This window comes from Opitutaceae bacterium TAV5 (assembly GCA_000242935.3).
Lineage (GTDB): Bacteria > Verrucomicrobiota > Verrucomicrobiia > Opitutales > Opitutaceae > Geminisphaera.
Window position 1 is genome coordinate 5,046,202 of sequence record CP007053.1, and the last position, 17,919, is coordinate 5,064,120.

12 protein-coding genes are annotated in these 17,919 nt (G+C 61.0%); 2 read left to right on the forward strand and 10 right to left on the reverse strand.

Translation table 11 applies throughout. The annotated features are described in order from the left end of the window. The first annotated feature begins 17 nt into the window (after window positions 1-17). On the forward strand, window positions 18-1,310 hold the full coding sequence (locus OPIT5_21385) for a glutamate dehydrogenase (protein ID AHF92424.1): 1,293 nt from the start codon (window positions 18-20) through the stop codon (window positions 1,308-1,310). Between the two features lie 191 nt (window positions 1,311-1,501). On the opposite strand, the gene OPIT5_21390 is transcribed toward OPIT5_21385, so the two are convergent. The 10 genes from OPIT5_21390 to OPIT5_21435 form a co-directional block, all read right to left on the reverse strand. Continuing rightward, the gene (locus tag OPIT5_21390; protein ID AHF92425.1) at window positions 1,502-2,935 is read right to left on the reverse strand and encodes a glycogen debranching enzyme; all 1,434 of its coding nucleotides are present in this window, start codon (window positions 2,933-2,935) and stop codon (window positions 1,502-1,504) included. A 36-nt stretch (window positions 2,936-2,971) separates the two neighbouring features. Next, window positions 2,972-4,468: a glucose-inhibited division protein A gene (locus OPIT5_21395; GenBank protein AHF92426.1), complete on the reverse strand. Its 1,497-nt coding sequence runs from the start codon at window positions 4,466-4,468 to the stop codon at window positions 2,972-2,974. Then, the gene (locus OPIT5_21400) at window positions 4,465-5,625 is read right to left on the reverse strand and encodes a hypothetical protein (GenBank protein ID AHF92427.1); all 1,161 of its coding nucleotides are present in this window, start codon (window positions 5,623-5,625) and stop codon (window positions 4,465-4,467) included. The genes OPIT5_21395 and OPIT5_21400 overlap by 4 nt, the downstream gene beginning before the upstream one ends. 18 nt (window positions 5,626-5,643) lie before the next feature. Continuing rightward, on the reverse strand, window positions 5,644-6,882 hold the full coding sequence (locus OPIT5_21405; GenBank protein AHF92428.1) for a hypothetical protein: 1,239 nt from the start codon (window positions 6,880-6,882) through the stop codon (window positions 5,644-5,646). Window positions 6,883-6,924: 42 nt separating this feature from the next. Further along, window positions 6,925-8,670, reverse strand: coding sequence for a glycoside hydrolase family 5 (locus tag OPIT5_21410; GenBank protein AHF92429.1), 1,746 nt, complete (start codon window positions 8,668-8,670; stop codon window positions 6,925-6,927). 104 nt (window positions 8,671-8,774) lie between these two features. Next, window positions 8,775-9,476, reverse strand: a complete 702-nt coding sequence (locus tag OPIT5_21415; GenBank protein ID AHF92430.1) for a hypothetical protein — start codon at window positions 9,474-9,476, stop codon at window positions 8,775-8,777. A gap of 49 nt (window positions 9,477-9,525) precedes the next feature. Beyond that, a complete protein-coding gene (locus OPIT5_21420) occupies window positions 9,526-10,266 on the reverse strand; it encodes an N-terminal cleavage protein (protein ID AHF92431.1) in 741 nt (246 codons plus the stop codon). Window positions 10,267-10,323: 57 nt separating this feature from the next. Next, window positions 10,324-11,460, reverse strand: coding sequence for a transcriptional regulator (locus OPIT5_21425; protein ID AHF92432.1), 1,137 nt, complete (start codon window positions 11,458-11,460; stop codon window positions 10,324-10,326). 335 nt (window positions 11,461-11,795) lie between these two features. Next, the gene (locus tag OPIT5_21430; protein ID AHF92433.1) at window positions 11,796-14,648 is read right to left on the reverse strand and encodes an alanyl-tRNA synthetase; all 2,853 of its coding nucleotides are present in this window, start codon (window positions 14,646-14,648) and stop codon (window positions 11,796-11,798) included. 104 nt (window positions 14,649-14,752) lie between these two features. Continuing rightward, on the reverse strand, window positions 14,753-15,625 hold the full coding sequence (locus OPIT5_21435; protein AHF92434.1) for an AraC family transcriptional regulator: 873 nt from the start codon (window positions 15,623-15,625) through the stop codon (window positions 14,753-14,755). Between the two features lie 119 nt (window positions 15,626-15,744). Between OPIT5_21435 and OPIT5_21440 the strand changes: the two genes are divergently transcribed. Further along, window positions 15,745-17,886: a beta-galactosidase gene (locus OPIT5_21440; protein ID AHF92435.1), complete on the forward strand. Its 2,142-nt coding sequence runs from the start codon at window positions 15,745-15,747 to the stop codon at window positions 17,884-17,886. Window positions 17,887-17,919 lie beyond the last annotated feature (33 nt).

Genomic DNA, 17,919 nt, shown 5'->3' on the forward strand with positions numbered 1-17,919 from the left:
GTGCGATACTGGCGCCCATGGTGAACACCTCCGGTCAACCCGCCCGCCCGCTTTCCACGCTCTACGATTCCGACGTCTTTCGCATGGCCTGCCGCCAGTACGACCTCGCCGCCGATCTCATCGGCGTGCCGGACGAGGTGCGGGAGCGGACCAAGTTGCCCAAACGCTGCCTGTCGGTGACCATGCCGGTGCGGTGCGACGACGGCAGCGTGCGCATGCTGGAGGGATTTCGGGTGCAGCATCATCTCTCGCTCGGTCCGACCAAGGGCGGCTTGCGTTTCCATCCGGATGTGACGATTGGCGAGGTGGCCGCGCTGGCCATGTGGATGAGCTGGAAATGCGCGCTCGTCGGCCTGCCCTACGGCGGAGCCAAGGGCGGCGTGGCCGTCGATCCCGGCGCCCTGTCCCGGCGCGAACTGGAAAACGTGTCCCGCCGGTACATGCAGGAAATGATCCCGTTTGTGGGGCCGACCATCGACGTCATGGCTCCCGATGTGGGCACCGGCGAGCAGGTGATGGCCTGGATGATGGACACCTATTCGATCCATGTCGGCAACGCCGTGCCGGCGGTGGTGACGGGCAAGCCGCTGGCCATCGGCGGTTCGGAAGGCAGGCGCGAGGCGACCGGTTTCGGTGTCGCCCATCTGGTGATACGGCAACTCGAGTCGATGAACATTCCGGTGGCCGGAGCCACGGTGGCGATTCAGGGATTCGGCAACGTGGGGACGGAAGCGGCGCTCGCATTGCAGGCCCGCGGAGCGAAGATCGTGGCGGTCGGCGATGTTACCGGCGGGTACCATGCGGAGGGAGGCCTGGATGTGCAGGCGGCTGTGAAACATGCCAAGGAGCACCGGAATCTGACGGGCTGGAGCGGCGGCGATGCCGTGACCAACGAGCAGTTGCTGGAATTGCCCTGCACGGTCCTGATCCCGGCCGCGCTGGAACGGGTGATCACGCCGGCCAATGCGGGGCGGCTGCGCTGCCGTGTGCTGGCCGAGGCGGCCAACGGGCCGACGACCAACGAGGCCGACCGCATCCTTGCCGAGCGGGGCGACATCGAAATCATCCCGGACATCCTCTGCAACAGCGGCGGCGTGGTGGTCTCCTATTTCGAATGGGTGCAGGACTTGCAGAGCCTGTTCTGGACGCGTGACGAGGTGATGCGGAAATTGTGCGAGATTCTCGACCGCTCCCGCGAGGCGGTGGAGGCGCAGCGGCGGAAGCTGGGCTGTTCGCGACGGCTCGCCGCGCTGAGCCTCGGCATCGGCCGGGTGGCGGAAGCCAAAGCCTCGCGCGGGCTTTTCCCGTGAGTGCAGTTCTCAGGGAACTTCTAAAAATTGAACAGAAGCTAACAAAGAGAACGAAGAACAACCAAGAATACAGACTGCTCACTTCTGTTTAACACAATTGTAATGAATAATTTATAATCCATGGTCTTTTTTGTTTTTCCTTCGTTCTCTTCGTTACCTTCTGTTCAAAAATGAATTTTCAGAACCTCCCATCACTCTTTCGCCAGCATGGCGCAGGCGAGGAGGTTCCAGGAAATAAACCCCTTGTTCATGATCGGGCGGCCTGTATCCGGATCATAATACTCGTGGGTGGCGTTGTGGGCGGCGATGTCAGCTTCGAGCAGCCGGAGCGTGCGGGACGCGAGTTCGTCCGCTTCGGTCGTGAAGCCATAGCGGAGCAGCCCTTGCCAGACGAGATAGTTGCTCAGGATCCAGACCGGTCCGTTCCAGTTGCTGGGGTTGCTGCTGACGGCGAGGCTGAACATGGGTTCGCGGCGCGAGAGCGAGCGAATGCCGGCGGGGGCGGCAAAGGTGTCGGGGTTGCTGGCATGGCGGCGCAGCAGCTCCGCCTGCGCGGGCGTGGCGATGCCGCGCCAGAGCGGGAGGAAACCGGTGAACATCTGGATACGTATCGGCAACGCCGGCCATGCGAGCGGGGCGCCCGGCTTGGCCCACGGAATGAGCGTGGCGCGGTGGTCGGCGCACTGGACGTCGAGCGTGTAGAAGAACGCGTCGCGTTCGTCCCAGCAGTGCGTGCGGATGGCGTGGGCGATCTCGGCGGCACGGGCGCGCCAGCGCGTGGCGAGCGTGTTTTCTCCGATGCGTTCGGCGAGCGTGGCGGCGGCTTCGAGGTCGGCGTGATACAGGCAGTTGAGCAGCAGGTTTGCGGATGAAAAATGCGGACGGGCGTAGGTGGTCGGGTCGTTGTCCACGCCGATGGCGACGTCGCTACCCCACACGAGCAGACCGGTGCCGGCATGCCGGTAACGGGATTCCCAATACGCGTAAAAACGGTCGAGCGCGGGAATAGCGATGATCGGGAGTGGCGCGGGCTTTTTCTGCCAAACGCCCGCAACGTGGCATGGGCATCCTGCCCATGATTCCGGCGTGGCACGGGCTTCCAGCCCGTGTTCCGCGGGTGTCCCGCCCGCATTTCCCAATCCGGCGGGCGGGACGCCCGCGGTACGCGGAGAGGCAACGCTCACGGGCAAGGATGCCCGTGCCACGCCGGATGCGGGCGGGACGCCCGCGCCACGGTGCCTGGCGTCTTCCAGGGCGAGCACAAACTGGCCGAAAACCGGTTTGGCCTGGTTGCGTTCGGGTCCCTGTTTTTTGGTGCAGCCGAAGACATCGGGGTTGTCGGCGCGCATCATGATCGGGATGGCGCCGGAGGGGGCTTGGTGCTCGAAAAAATTGAGCAGACTGCCTTCGCCGTGCCGGATGGCTTCGTCGCGGAGCGCGGTGTCACCCGTGGCGCGGGCGAGTTCGAGCAATCCGAGTGTGGTCCAGTACGCGTCCCAGTCCCAGAGCTCCGCCCCGTATTGCGCGCCGGGCACGATGAACGGATGCCGCAGACAACCGGATGCCTCCCGGAAAAGTCCAGGGCCGACGCGATGGAAGTGATTGATAATCGGGGAATAATTCATTCGAGGCGAATCGGTCGTTGAGCATGCCTCCGGTTTTCATCGCACCCAGGCGGTTTGCGCGGAAGAGGCGGCATCATGGTCGCCAGTGGTGGGAGGTTCATTGAGCGGAAGCTGACCGATTTCCTCGATGAGGGAACGGTTGGGCGCTTCAAGGGTTCGACCGATTTCTGCTCCCTGTTGTTGCAACATTGTCTGAAGCTCGCTGATCGGCGTCTGGCGAATGCTGACACGGCGGCCGGCTGCGAGCGCGGCGGCGGTGCCGGCAGCCTGACCTTGCGCCATGCAGATGGGAATGACACGTGTCGAGGCCACGGCTTCGTGTGTGGCAGAGATGCACTTGCCGGCCATCATAAGACCGTCCACGTCGCGCGCGATGAGGCTACGCAAGGGAATCGTGTAGGCTTTGACGTTGCGCGAGTCCACCCAGGTGCCGGAGGGGCGATGGATGTCGATGTGGTAGGCACCCATTGCAACGGCATCGGGAAAAATGCGACCATTGACGAGATCGTCTTCCGTGAGGATGTGATCGCCCATGATACGACGGCTCTCGCGAATGCCGAGCATGGGAGCGATTTCGAGAAGACGTGCGGAGGCGAATCCGGGAACGTATTTTTGAAAAAAGGAAACGAGCTGAGGAATCTGGTCGTAAACCCGGGTGTAGGCCAGGGTCACGCTGTTGACGTCAATCGGATCGAGGCCGAGAACGCGAGTCATGACGACTGTGAACTCGTCGGGGCGATGGGTTTTCACCCCGACGATTCGGGTTTGGGGAACGGTGAGATCCCCGGCGGTACGGGCACGTTCAAGAAGCGGAGCGAAGCCACCGCAGATGATGACTTGCATGCGATCAAGGCGCCCCAGGGTTTTGGCACGCAGATCCGGGTAAGGCGCAAGCCATTCACGATAGTTGAGGTCGTCGCGTTTGCATCCGGCGATAAAAGCGGAGCGATCTCCGCCACCGAGACGGAAAACGAGGGTGGGAGCCTGGACGAGACCATCACCTGTGCGGCCTTTCTCCCAGGCTACGCCGCCGCGCGCAGCCACATCACCATCGCCGGTGCAGTCGATTGTAGTTAAAGCATGGATATATTGCTGACCGGACTTGTGGTGGACAACCACGCCGGTGACCCTGTCACCCTCTCGCAGGGTATCGAGGACGTGCGTGTGCAGCATGAGTTTTACGCCGGCCTCGGCGCAATGCTGCATGGCGAGACATTTCCACCAGTGTGTGTCAATGCTGACCGCGGAGCCGCACTTGATGTCATACTCGTAAGGCGAGGCGGCTCCACTTTGCTGGAGGCGGCGGACAAACTCGGCGGCCATGCCTTTGACGACCTGGCGATAATCGCGGTCATGGAAACCGAGCCAGGGAAGCGTGGCGGAAAGTCCGCCAGGAAATCCGGCGGACTCGACGAGGAGGGTGTTGGCCCCATTGCGGGCGGCTGCGAGTGCGGCCGTGAGGCCGGCTGCTCCTGCACCGACGACAAGAACATCGGTGGTGATGACGGGAAGTTTTGTGGCGGATTGTTTCATGCAATGTCGAGCAGGTCGCTTTTGGCGAGAAGAACGGTGGCGGTCGGGAGACCGGCGCTCTTTTTGAAGTTATGCGTGTGCCGGTGTCCGGTGTAGAAACACCACCAGGCGTTGTCGTGATAAACAACGTTGTGACCCGGCAGAAGGCCGTAGATGTCGTGTCCGTCGTTGAAGCCTGCGCCGATGCAGGGCTGTCGGTCGGGACGTTGCCAGGTCAGACCTTCGTCATCGGACATGGCGCGTTCGATGGAGAGGATTTGTGTGTCGCAACGATAGTGTCCGATCTGCCCGTAACGGCGTCCGTCGGGAAGACGGGTGACAGCGAGGCCGTAAAACTGAAGGCCGGGCGGTTCGTCGGGGTCGGGTTCGAGAACACGGCGACGATCTTCAAAATGAAGCCCGTCGTGGCTGGTGAAACGGTCGATGACACGGACAAAACCGGCGGCGTTGTCTTCGGCAATGTAACGCGGGCTACCCTTGGGAACAGGAACGATGCAGGCCGTGTAGAGTTCGTATCTGGCGGCGGCGTCCGGGTTGGAGTCGGGAATGACGTAAATATTGGTCGCGTCGTTCGTGACGAGCGTCGGTTCGGCGGCGGGTTCGTAGGCAGGGCGTGCACGATCGGTATTTCCCCAGAAGGTAAGTCCATCGGCTGCGAGCATGCTTTTTTCGACGGCGCGGTCGTGGTAGTGGTAGAGTACAGCCCGATACGGATCGGCAACGGTATAGTGGAAGCCATCGGAGGATTCGGCGCAGAGATAACGGACGATGCCGGGTGCGTGCGCCCAAAAATAGAGACGGTGACCTTTGCCGGGAATGACGAGGTGCACAGGCTGCACGGGGAGCCAGCCATCAGGCAAATTGGAAAGCGTGTAACGTTCATCTGGATACTCCCGGCGGGCGTTTCCGGAAGCACGGCGAAGTCGATATTTACGCGCAGAGGGCGAACCGGGGAGTCCTTCGGCGATGCCGATTTCGCAGGAGCGACGATCGACGGTGCGAGCGTAATACCAGAGCCGCCATTCACCGCCGCCGAGCGGTTCGGCCGGACAGGTGAAGTTGCGCAGCCCGTCCTGTTCCCACGGTTCAGTGGGGACAATCGCGAGTCCGTGTGGTTGCCAACAGACGGCGGAGGGACGAGGAAGGGAGAAGATCATGATGAAAAATCCAGCGATTCAACGCGCGGCAAAACATTTGAGGAGTTCGTCCGCATAGATGGCATAGCCGCGGTCTTCGGGATGATTGATGCCGTTCTTGAGGAGAACGATGTAGGGAATGCCTTCGCGCCAGAGATTTTCCCAACGGGCGGAGACGTCGGCGAGGGCGAGTCCGTTGGTCTCGGCAAAGGTTTTGAGGGCGCGGACATAGGGTCGGTTATCAGGCGCGCGAAGGTCGGGTGACCCCATCATTTCAGGCATGGTGAAGTTAGGGGTAATAAAAAGAACTTCACAGCCGACGGCATGGAGACGGTCGCGGATTTCCGCGTAGATTTCGTCAACATGTTTGGCCGTCATCCATGCGTCGTTAAGAAACTCGACCGTGACGAGATCAGGTCTGTTTTCGATGACACGTTCAAACCGGCACGCCTGAGGAGCGGTGGAATGCGGGAATTTTTCGGGATGCAGCCATTGGCGAGATTGCGAACCGCCGACGGCGACGGTGGTCACTTCGATTTGCGCGGAGGGAAAGCGTTCACGCAGACGCGCGGAGAAGACAGACGGATAGCGTTTGTCAGGTGAACTGGCATCACCGCCATGTGTGATGCTGTCGCCCCAGCAAACGATGCGCACGGACTGGCCATCCCGGAGTTTTTTGAGCGTGCGATCCAGACTGCGGGCGGCGGTGCGCGTGGGGGCATCGGCGGCAGTCGCTGTTATGGGGAACCAGTCGGCGTCTGCGGGCGTGGCGAAAAAATCGAGATAGTAATTGCCGACACGGGTTTCTCCGGAAAGGAGGGGGGGGAGGGCCGCGGTGGTGAGGCTCGGGTTGCCTTGGCGAAGAATCAGTTTCCCGTCAGGAAGCCGGATGACGGAATCGAGGCGGCGCTGCCCGACATCATAGGAGACATTGACGGTATCCGAGGCGGAGACGGATGGTGACGAACCGGGACCGAGCGTGCTGTAGATGCCATTGATGACGTAATCCGTGCCGGGATTCAGGATACGCCCGTCGGCGGACCGGACAGTCAGCGTGCGGGTATTGAGCGCGTGGGGCATAGGCAGGCCACGTCCGGGCATATCACCGCTGCGGGCATGGGCGAGCGGAGTGCCGCCAGCCCATTTGTTGCCGGGCTTGGCTGCGAGTCTTGCGGGCTCGTTTTCAATGTGGAGGACCGGGCTTGGCTCTACAGGTCGCGGCAGGGGAGCGGCCACCGTCATGGCGGCGATGGTTAATGGAAACAGCGAGATCATCATAGTGGGCGCATGAATCGACCGTGCGGCGTCCGGATGAACGAGTTATTGCGCGTTGAGACTGAGAAACTGGCGCAGAATTTTTTCCCGCTCATTCATGGAGCCGGCGCGGCGGGCGTCGTGATAAGTCGAATATTCCTCGTTATGTTCAAAGGACCAGATGTGGCTTTCGCGGAAAGCATGATAGGTCCAGTCCCAGCCGAGTTCTTCGAAAAGCTCGATATTGTCGCGAAGATATTGGGCCGCATCCGGCGCCCAACGGGCGACGCCAAATTCACCAACATAAATCCGGACCTTGTTTTTTCTGGCAAATTCGATGGCAGGGGTGAGTTCCTTGCGGAGACGCTCCTTGTTCCAAAGGCCGCCTCCATTATCACCGAAGACGCCGGGCCAAGGCTGCTTGATTTTTTCATAGGCTTGCTTGAGGTCGGTTCCCTCAAGGTTCTTGACTCCCTGGTGCGTGTAGGCGTGGGGTTGGTAGTTGTGGACGCTATACACGATGTTTTCCCCTTTTAAGACGGGAAACGTTGAAAAACCCCAACAGAGCCCGCCGGGACCGACCTGGACGACAAGGGGCACATCGCTGACTTCACGGACGGCGTCTATGAGCCGTTGCGCCCACTCGGGCCAGTTTCGCGGATAACCCGGAAAATCGTCCCAATCGAGCGGTTCGTTTTTCAATTCGAGCCAGACGTGTCCGGCAAAAGGTTTTATGAGGCGGGCCGTTTCGACGGCCTGTTTTTTCATGAGTTCGAGTTCACCCGGCTCGCGCCACAAATAATGGGCCCATGCATTTTTACCAGCCGCCCGGAGTTCACGGTAATTGCCCATTGGCGGGGAGAAGAGGGAAACGACAACGAAGATGCCATTCTCCCGCGCCGCTTCGAGTTGGGAGGGGAGGCGTTCGAGCATTCTTTGCCAGGCGGCAACGGGATTGCCGGCGTGAGTCGTGATGGGACTGAGCATGAGGCGAACACTGTTGGCTCCCAGGGCGCGAGCGTCACGGAAGGTTTTTTCGTCGGCGTCGAAACGCACGGTGAAACCACGCAGGCGCGAGGTTGTAGCGACATCTCCATTACCGAAGGGCATCGAAATGGGAAGGAGGAACGCGGACTCCGGGTTGATGGCGGAAACGGCAGTCGGGCCGATGTCGTTTTTTTTGCGAATGAGGAGGACGGGCGGTTTTCCAAGGCGGGCGCTACTGGAATCGTTCCGGGGATCACGGTCAGTAAAACGAAGCGGGGCTCCTTGGCGTGCATCGTTTGTGCGGGCGAGCATGAAAGCGAAGCCGCCTGTGGGCGGGTTTCCATCACCCGAGAGTTGCGCGCGGATGAGTTCGGTGACGTCGGTTTCCCAATAGCGACTGTCCTGCGAGCCGTCGACCGTGAGCGTGGCGGGGGGGACTCCGGACAGAGGGGAAGGGGCGAAACCGCGCCCGATGGAGGCGGCAGTTTCGGGGATGTCTTTCATGGCCGCGGCGGAAATGGCGCTGACGGTGATATCCCGGGGTTCCTGACAATTGTCCTTGTGATGGACGAGGTGGATTTTGAGTGTGGCCTGCTCGATGTCGGCGGCGGCAACGCCCGGTTCAAAAAGCAGGTAGGCGCGGTGTGTCGCGGAAACGAGGAGGCGGTTGTCCACGGCGGCAATGGCATTTTTGTCCGTGTAGAAATCAGAGATCGGGGCGTATTCGGTAGAGGCGGCGAGGCGAAACGGCATTCCGAAACAAAGGATCGCTCCAATAGTGGCTGATGTGATGCGTAATTTGATACGAGACATGGCAATATGAATACGATGTGCGGTTGTGCCCCGGGGGAGGACAATGCAAGACTGCCTCCGTTCGATACGTGAACGGCGGGAAGGGTATTGTATTTTTTTACAGATACAGTTTGGGCTCAGATGCTTCTGCGAAGGCGTGCCACCCGGAACACGGCAAGAGCGATACAGGCGGCAAGTATGGCAGTTGCGGCGGGCTCGGGAACGGATGTGATGATGAGTCGGGGGGGCAAACCAGTGTTGGCCGGAGCAGAATCGTTGGCAGGGTCACTATCCGTGAAACGGAAAACCGCCGGAACACCGGTCATGGTCATGACAAAGCTGATGGTACTCGTTTCTCCATTGGTGACGATGTTGTCAGGAATAAGCAGGCTGGAGATATCCCAGCTCCAGTATTGGCTGGCCGCAGTGGCATCGACCGAGGCTGTTGCGTTCCCCGTGCCAAGCGTATAGGTAAATGCACTGCCCTCCTCCGGAGTGACAGCGGAGGTGTAGGTCTGTGCAACGATGTTACGGGTGGCTTGCGTATTGTTGGCATCCTGGACCAAATAAAGTTGCAGGGTGGCGGCAGTGGCTGTGCTCAGGTCTATCGAGGAGACATCAAATTGGAGGAAGAGCTGCTGCGTGGTGTTGCTTATGAGCCTGTTTGTAAGGCTGACGACATTACCGGAGTTGTTGGTGTAAAAATCCACGGTTGGCGTGAGTATCGCATCTGCCGCCAGGAGGGAAGGATGGGCTGCGGACATGGTGAGGGACAGACCGATGGCAGACAGAGAAACCGCAAGGCGGCGACGGAGGATGAGGATTTGGTGCTTTTTCATGATTTATAGTGACAAGGACAGGTGGGGAGCGTTTGCGAAGATGACATTGTCAGGGCATCCAGAACGGATAGTCGTTTGGATTGCCGCCGGAAGGAGGGAACCAGGGCGGAGCGGCGATGCGGGAGATTGTCTTTATATTTTCAATATGTCCGTCCGCAAACACGACGTTTTGCGAACCGTCGTGATAATCGCCGTGTTTTGGGGCGTCACCCTTCATGATCGCGGCAAGAGGCTGTGTCATGGTGGGACTGGGCCATGTCGAGGGGTCAATGGGAGCCTCGGTATAAAGCATGGTTTTTGACGGGGATCGAAACGCGCTCACGGGAAGGCGGGTCGGCGGAGAGAGGCTGGTGTTGGGGCGGATATAAATGTTCATCGCGTAGTTTACGAGACCGGCGCGGTTTGGATACGAGGGGTTCAGCGTAGCGACCAGTTTCTGAACAACCGGACAGGTGGCACCCGTTGATCGAAAAACATTTTCGCCGCTTACAGGCGAAACGCCCATGTAGGGAAGGATGGCGCGCCGCCAGAAAAGGGCATTCTGCTCCTCCTCGGAGGCAAGACCGGAGGTGCGAGCGAGCGGCATAAGGTCTTTGTTGTCGCTCGCATAAAGCATGGTGAAGTTGTAAACATTGCGGAGGTTGGCGCTACAGGTGGCGCGTTCGGCGGTCTTGCGAACTTTGCCAACTGTCGGGATGATGATCGCGGCCAGAATGCCGATGATGGCGATGACCGTAAGCAATTCGACCAATGTAAAGGCACATGAAGGTTTGGGATATGGATGAGGCATAGGACAGGGGGGGGGTTAATGGATTGAGGCAATATCCGGCGACTCCGGAACCGCTGCTTACGTCGTATCGCGGGCGATGATTTCGCCGCGAATACGGGTGAGCGGAGGAACGGTGTCGGGAGTCTGGATACGGGCGGCGAGGAGTTCGAAGGCACGCTGGCCCAGTTCCTCGAAAGGGACATGGTAACTGGTGAGGCGCTGGCCGCAGGGAAGCGTCAGGCCGGAATCGTCGATGCCGACGATTTTGAGGTGTTTCGGAATCGTCAGGCCGAGCGATCCGGCGGCGAGGATGAGGCCGGCGGCGATGTGATCGTTGACACACACGACGGCCTGAAGGGCGTCTTTGTCGTTTTTTGAGGAGACGGGCGGGGGAGGGGAGGCTTGCCTGAAATACCGCGTGCCGAGTTCGGTGGGATCCTTGAGCGGATCGTCAAAATCGGGCCGCATCGTCGGGTCGAGCAGGATGCGGCGCGGGTCGGGCGCGATGCCGGCTTCTTCGAGCGCCCAGAGGTAGCCCTGATGGCGCTCGGTGACGGAGGGAGCCCAGGCATGGTTGGCGAGGAAACCGATGCGCTTGAGACCCTGTGCAAGGAGATGGCGGGTGGCCGTGTACCCGGCGTGGAATCCGTCCACCATCACCGAAGGGCAGCCGAGGCCGGCGAGATTCAGGTCGGCGAGGACGACGGGGAAGCGGGAATTGACCAGGATGTTGGAGAGATGGACTTGTTCCTGCGGATTCTGTATCAGTGGGTAAAATACGGCGCCACGCACGGCGAATTCGGAGAGGCGGCTGAGGTATTCGGCTTCTTTCGAATAATCGGTGCCGGTTGAAAGCGTGACGACACGGCGGCCTGTCTTGTTGGCGGCGGTCTGGAATCCTTTTACGGTGCGCCAGATGCCTTCGTGCTGCTCGCTGGGATAGATGAAGGCGTAGGCATCGAGTTCGGTGGCAGGGTTGGCGGGGGCGGCGGTGCTGGAGACGACGCGGGTGCCGGCGCGGGGGCGGCGTTCGACGAGGCCCTCGTGCGCGAGGAGCGCCATGGCCTTGGCCACCGTGCCGAGGCTGCATGAGAATTCGGCTGCGAGCTCGGTTTCGGTCGGGAGCTTTTCGTCGAGCTTCCATGTGCCATCGAGTACACGCTGGCGAAGTTCGGCGTGGATCGCGGTGACTTTCGGGGGAGTTCGGGAAACCATGCGCCCAGAAAAAGTGATTGTTTGAGGGAATGCAATAAAAAATCATTCAATCACTTTATTTTTTCAAAAAAGAGACTGACACCGATATCCCGAAATCTCCGGATTTTTACACAAAGGTCGCAAAGAGCGCAAAGGCTTTGAGTTATGAACCTTGGCGGTCTTCGCGATCTTTGTGCAAGACCAAAACCATCCGGGCTACCGGTATCATGGTTTCCGGAGAGGGTCGGGAAGGGCGACAGATTGCCCGGCCCCGCTCTTCCGCCAAGGCCGACGAAAAACCGTGTTCCCCGGCATTGGGCGGGGAATGTGTTCTCCTGGTGAATACGAAGGCGGTGTTACGCGCCGAGGAGCGTTTTCAGCTTTTCGGTGTTCTTGCCGCCGCCCATGGCGAAGTCGGGTTTGCCGCCGCCCTTGCCGTCGATCTGCTGGCAGAGGTCGCGGACGAGCGCGCCGGCCTGATGGCCCAGCTTGATCGCCGCCGGCGAGGCAAAGGCCGCGAGGCTGGCCTTGTCGGGGAAAACAGCGCCGATGCGGACAACCGCAGCGCCGGTCGCGCCGCCGAGCCGGGCGAGGATCTGGCTGCCGATGTGGCGGAGCGCTTCGGGGGCATCCACCTCGACGACGGCATCGACCCACTTCGTGCCGTCGGGTTTCTCAATGGCTTTCGCAGCGAGGTCGGCGGCGAGCGTGGTAGCGGCGCGGTCTTCGAGGGTTTTGAGTTTCTTTTCGATCTCCGCTTTCTGCGCGACGAGATGCGCGAGTTTCTGGTCAAATTGCGCGGGCGTGGCGCCGATCAATCCGGCAGCGGCGGCGATACGGGCTTCCTGTTCGGCGGCGTGTGCGTAGGCGGCGGCGCCGGCGACGGCCTCGATGCGGCGGGTGCCGGCGGCGATGGCGCCTTCGCTGATGATTTTGAAATAGCCGATCTCACCCGTAGTGGAAACATGGGTACCGCCGCAGAGTTCGCGGCTGTAGCCGCCGACATCGACGATGCGGACGCGCTTGCCGTATTTCTCGCCGAAGAAGGCGAGGGTGCCTTCGGGTTTTTTGTCGAAATCGGTCTCGGTGGTGGTGACGGAGGCGTTGTCGATGATGCGGGCGTTGACGAGCGCCTCGATCTTGCGGAGGTCGTCGGGCGAGACGGCCTCGAAGTGGGAAAAGTCGAAGCGGAGGCGGTCGGTGGCGTTGAGCGAACCGGCCTGACGCAGGTGCGTGCCCACGACCTCACGCAACGCCCAGTGAAGCAGGTGCGTGGCCGTGTGGTGGCGCTGGATGGCGCGGCGGCGGTCGAGATCGACCGAGAGCGTGGCCGCGGCGTCGCAGTTGCCTGCCGGCAGGAGCCTGGCGGACGCGTCGGAGAGACGGTGCAGATGGCGGCCGGATTTGTCCTTGATGGTGTCGGTGACCGTGAGCGTGGCATCGCCGAGAACGACGGTGCCGGCATCGCCGAGCTGCCCGCCCATCTCGGCATAGAAGGGGGTGCGGTCGAAGACGAGATACGTGGCGTCCTTGTTCGGGTCTTTGGCGTCCTTGTTCTGAACGACGTCGACGAGCCGGGCGGAGACGCCGGCAAGCGCGGTGGCGTCGTAGCCGGTGAAGAGCGTGGCGGTGGTATCGGTGGCGGCGTCGCCTTCGGTGGCGGCGGTGATGATTTCCTTGACGGTGGATTCGCGGCCGCGGGCGCGCTGGGCCTCCATTTGCTCCTCGAACTCGGCGGTGTCGACGGTGAGGCCATGCTCGGCGGCGAGCAGTTGCGTCATGTCGAGCGGGAAGCCGAAGGTATCGTAGAGGAGGAAGGCGGCGCGGCCGGAGAGGGTCTTGCTGCCGATGGGGATTTCGATGGTGGTTTTGCCGGAGTTGAAGGAAAGCGATTCGAGGTTGGGCGCGGAGGCGGCAAGAGCCTGCGCCTGCTTCATCGTCTCGAGAACGCCTTCAAACACGCGGAGACCGCGCTCGAGGGTGCGTCCGAAACTCTCTTCCTCGCTGCGGATGACGCGGCGGATGATGTCCTGCTGCGCGACGAGTTCGGGGAAAACGGGGCCGAGCGATTCGACGACGGGGGCGACGAGTTGTTCGAAAAAGCCGGTTTTGAGGCCGAGCTTGTTTCCGTAGAGGATGCCGCGGCGGAGGATGCGGCGGATGACGTAGTTGCGGCCTTCGTTGCCCGGGAGGATGCCGTCGGCGATGGCGCACGAGACGGTGCGGGCATGGTCGGCGAGGACGCGGAAGGCGATGTCGATCTGCTCCTGTTCGCCGAGGTTTTGCCGACGATCGCTGGTCGGGACGGTCTCGCGGTAGGTCTTGCCCGAAAGTTCGGCGACTTTGGCGAAGAGGGGAGAAAAAACGTCGGCGTTGTAGTTGGAAGGTACGCGGGAAAAATCCTTGAAACCATGGGTCGTCGCGTGGATGCCCGCGACGCGCTCGAAGCCCATGCCGGTATCGACGTGCTTGGCGGCGAGGGGCGAGAAGGTGCCGTCGGCGTTGGCGTTGAACTGGATGAAGACGTGGTTCCAGATTTCGATGCAGCGGGGGCTGGACGAGTTGACGAGGGCGCGGCCGGCGGCTTCGTCATCGGAGGGAAGGAGATTGAAATGGATCTCCGAGCACGGTCCGCAGGGGCCGGTGTCGCCCATCATCCAGAAGTTGTCCTTCTTGTTGCCGTGGACGATGTGGAGGGCGGGGTCGAGCCCTTCGGCGCGGAAGATGCCCACCCAGATATCATACGCCTCCTGGTCGAAATCGGCGGGATCGCCTTTCGACTTGTCGGGCGAATAGACGGAGGCGAAAAGCCGCTTGGCGGGGATGCCCCAGACTTTGGTCAGCAGTTCCCAGCCCCAGGTGAGCGACTCGCGCTTGAAATAGTCGCCGAAGGACCAGTTGCCGAGCATCTCGAACAGCGTGTGGTGGTAGGTGTCGTAGCCGACGTCCTCGAGGTCGTTGTGTTTGCCGCCGGCGCGGATGCACTTCTGGGTGTCGGCGGCGCGGGTGTCCTTGGCCGGACGGGCGCCGGCCCAGTGGGAGACGTCGGGCGCGCGGTCGCCGAGGAAAATGGGCACGAACTGGTTCATGCCGGCGTTGGTGAAGAGGAGGCCGGGCGAGTCGGGCAGCAGCGAGGCGGAGGGCACGATGGTGTGGCCTTGCTTGGCAAAGAAATCGAGGAAGGACTGGCGAATCTCGGCGGAGGTCATCGGGAAAAGTGGAAAAAGGAGAAATGCTAGAGCGAACGGCAGGGCGTTGGCGAGCGGGAGTTTTGAGGCTGAAGCGATTACTCCCGGCCTGGTCCGACGTGCTACTAATCCCACTCATGCCGGTCCCGGAACGTTCGCGGAGACTCTCCCATGTTCTCCGCAAACCAGTTGGAAAACTGGCTCGGGTAATCGAAACCCGTCTCATAGGCCACCTGCTTGATCGAATTCTCCCGGCTCAACAACAACGTGCTCGCCGCATGAAGTCTCCGCTGATGCCAGAAAAGCGCCGGCGTCATGTCCAGTTCACTACGCCACAGACGGTCAAGCTGCGCGGCGCTCAGCCCGTATTTCGACGCCAGCCACTGGCGCGTGAAAGGCTCGCGCAGCCCCATCGTCGCCAATTGATGGCGGCTCTCCCGCACGCGCGCATCGCGGATGGGCAACGCCACATAACGCATCCCCAGCGGTTCCAGGACTTCCATCAGGCTCCGCGTAAAAAGAAATACCGCCTCATGCAACTCGAGCGCCTCCACAAATGTTTCCAGCAAACCCTGCGGACATATTTTCCCCACCGACTCCATCCTCCGGATAATCGCCGACTGGCGAATCCTTCTCACGCAGCGATTCAAGCCTGCATCGTCGGCAAACGATAACACCGGCCCGCCCGTCCATGTCGCCATGTTCCCCGGGCACTCCACCTTCAAATGGATGGAAAAGATCCGGGCCGAATCCGAGAAATGCTGAAACCGGATACCGGGATGGCACACCATCCACTCCCCTTTCCCGGCGGATACGGATACGCCGTTTTTGACCAGAGTCGCATTGCCCGCGAGAAACTTGAACACGGTCAGGACCACTCCGTGAAAGGTGCCGTGCCTCCCGATGGGCGGTCCCTCGAAAAACCGGGTCAACGACACCCGCAACGAATCCCAATACGATTCACCCGAAACCCCCGGCATCGCGTCATGGTCCTTCATATGCACACATTCCTTAACTTTTTATCCACGGACTTAAAGCCTTCATTCTCCTCATTCCGGCGGCCCCGGCCCAACATCATTTCCCGTTAACCCGCCCGCAATCCCGACCAGCCACCGACATGCCGTCCGTGTTTTTCCCGATCGGAGCCACTTACGCTCCCCTGCCAAAAGCCACCGAAGTGGACATCTCTGAATGGCCCGACGACATCCGCCGTTTCGCCAGCCTCGGACTCAACACCCTGCGCCTCTTCATCTGCTGGGACCGCGTGGAGAAAAGCCGCGGCCAGCGCGACTACTCGCGTGTCGACTGCGTATTCGAACTCGCCGCACGTCACAACCTTCGGGTCATCGTCAACGTCGGGGGCACCTTCACCAATCTTCAGGCCATCTATGCTCCGCGCTGGCTCGTTTACGACGAACATTGCACCCTCCTGAAGCCCGCGCCCGATTCGCCGGACGAACTCCGCTTCAACCGCTTCAAGCTCTGTTACGACAGCCCCCGTTATCAGGCTCTCGCCAGGGAATTCATCCAGTCCTCTGTCGCCCGGTACAAGGATCATCCGTCGCTGCTCGCCTGGTCGGGCTGGAACGAGCCGCGGCTTTCCGAGTGCTACTGCAAGGACACCTTGCATGAATACCGCCTGTGGCTGGAAAAGAGATACAGGAACCTCGCCGATCTGGCTGCCGCATGGAGCACCGAGTTTCCCGTCTATTTCCGCTCCTGGGACGATGTGTTCCCCCAGCCCCAGGCGAGCTTCGAAACCGGCGGCTATATCCCCTGGCTCGACTGGCAGCGTTTCACCGCCGACAACCGGAAAAACAAGTTCACCCTCATCCGCAACTGGATCAGGGAGATCGACCCCGCCACTCCCGTCCTCTCCCACATGTGCGGTCCCTGTGATTCCGACATTTTTGGCGACGAGGACATCCTCGGCACGAGCATCTACACCATCCACGCCCAGGCCAAACGTACCGAGGATTTTCCCCCCTACGATTTTACGACCCGCCAGCATGTCCCGCAGGTCGCGATGGGGTTGCGTCCGCACCGCAAGGACCCCGAAGGCTTCTGGGTCATCGAAACCGAAGCAGGCCCCGTCAGCTGGGTGCACGATATGGCGCCGCGCACCTATTCGCCGCGTGTCATGAACGCCCGCGACATGCTCTTTGTCGCGCATGGCGCCCGCGCCCTCCTCCGCTGGCTCTACCGCAGCCGTGTTTCCGATGCGCAGGCCGGCGAATTCAATATGGTCGGCTGGGATGGCCGGATCACCGACCGGGCCCGCGAATTCGGAGAACTTGCCGCGTTTCTGAATCGCCACGCCGGTCTGTTCCTTTCCCACGCCGAACAAAAATCCGGGGTCGCGATCCTTTGCTCCGGTGACTGTCATCCGCATGCGATTGCGGAGGGCTACCAGTGGCGCTATGTCGAGGCGACCAACAATCTCAACAACGCGCTTCGCCATATCGGCATCCAGGCCCGTATCTGCAACGTCAGGCAAGTGCTCGAAGGCGAACTGGCGGAGGCCCGGGTGCTGTTCATCCCCTTTCGTCCCTACGTCGATCCGGCGATGACCGAAGTGCTCCGGCAGTTTGTGAAAAATGGCGGCACGCTTGTCGTCGAGTCTCCGTTTGCGACCAAGAACACGAACGGAATCCATTATGTGAATACTCCGGGCCACCTGATCGATCTCTTCGGCGCCCGGGTATGGGATCTCGAAAAACTTTACGAACCCTGCTGCGGAGAACTCCCCGCTTTCGATTTCAAGGCCCGGATCGAGGTGTGCGGGGCGACCGTCGAACAGCGTTTTTCCGATGGTGAACCCGCCGTGGTCAGCCACGGGTTCGGAAAGGGGCGCGCCGTCCTTTACGGTTCGCCGGTTTTTCTCCCCTACCAGCTCGTCCCGGTTCCCGGTTCGTCGGTGAATCCGGTCATCACGTTCGGGGAGGGTGAAAAACTCCGTGCCGAACTGCTTCGTCAACTTGAACAGGCCGGCATCGCCCCTGCCTGGCAGCTTCGCGACGCCACGCCCCGCGTGCGCCAGAACCTGCACGTTTATTTCCGAAAACTCCCCGACGGACGGCGGCTGGTTTTTGTCCTCAACATGGACGACGAGCCGGCATCCTTCGGACTGAAATTCCCCGGCCAGGAAACCGTCAGCCTGCTGGGGAAATCCGCCGCCGACGAATCCATGGACCGGGCAGCCGATGCGCTCGGATTCCGGCTCCGCGAATGGGGCTGGGCCGTCGGCATTCTCCAATAAACGGATACACGAAACACTTTATCCCGCATATGT

Coding starts and splice junctions, on each gene's coding strand:
- OPIT5_21425 (AHF92432.1), bottom strand. CDS start 11,460: ATGGTTTCCCGAACTCCCCCGAAAGTCACCGCGATCCACGCCGAACTT.
- OPIT5_21435 (AHF92434.1), bottom strand. CDS start 15,625: ATGAAGGACCATGACGCGATGCCGGGGGTTTCGGGTGAATCGTATTGG.
- OPIT5_21390 (AHF92425.1), bottom strand. CDS start 2,935: ATGAATTATTCCCCGATTATCAATCACTTCCATCGCGTCGGCCCTGGA.
- OPIT5_21420 (AHF92431.1), bottom strand. CDS start 10,266: ATGCCTCATCCATATCCCAAACCTTCATGTGCCTTTACATTGGTCGAA.
- OPIT5_21430 (AHF92433.1), bottom strand. CDS start 14,648: ATGACCTCCGCCGAGATTCGCCAGTCCTTCCTCGATTTCTTTGCCAAG.
- OPIT5_21440 (AHF92435.1), top strand. CDS start 15,745: ATGCCGTCCGTGTTTTTCCCGATCGGAGCCACTTACGCTCCCCTGCCA.
- OPIT5_21405 (AHF92428.1), bottom strand. CDS start 6,882: ATGATGATCTCGCTGTTTCCATTAACCATCGCCGCCATGACGGTGGCC.
- OPIT5_21400 (AHF92427.1), bottom strand. CDS start 5,625: ATGATCTTCTCCCTTCCTCGTCCCTCCGCCGTCTGTTGGCAACCACAC.
- OPIT5_21385 (AHF92424.1), top strand. CDS start 18: ATGGTGAACACCTCCGGTCAACCCGCCCGCCCGCTTTCCACGCTCTAC.
- OPIT5_21395 (AHF92426.1), bottom strand. CDS start 4,468: ATGAAACAATCCGCCACAAAACTTCCCGTCATCACCACCGATGTTCTT.
- OPIT5_21415 (AHF92430.1), bottom strand. CDS start 9,476: ATGAAAAAGCACCAAATCCTCATCCTCCGTCGCCGCCTTGCGGTTTCT.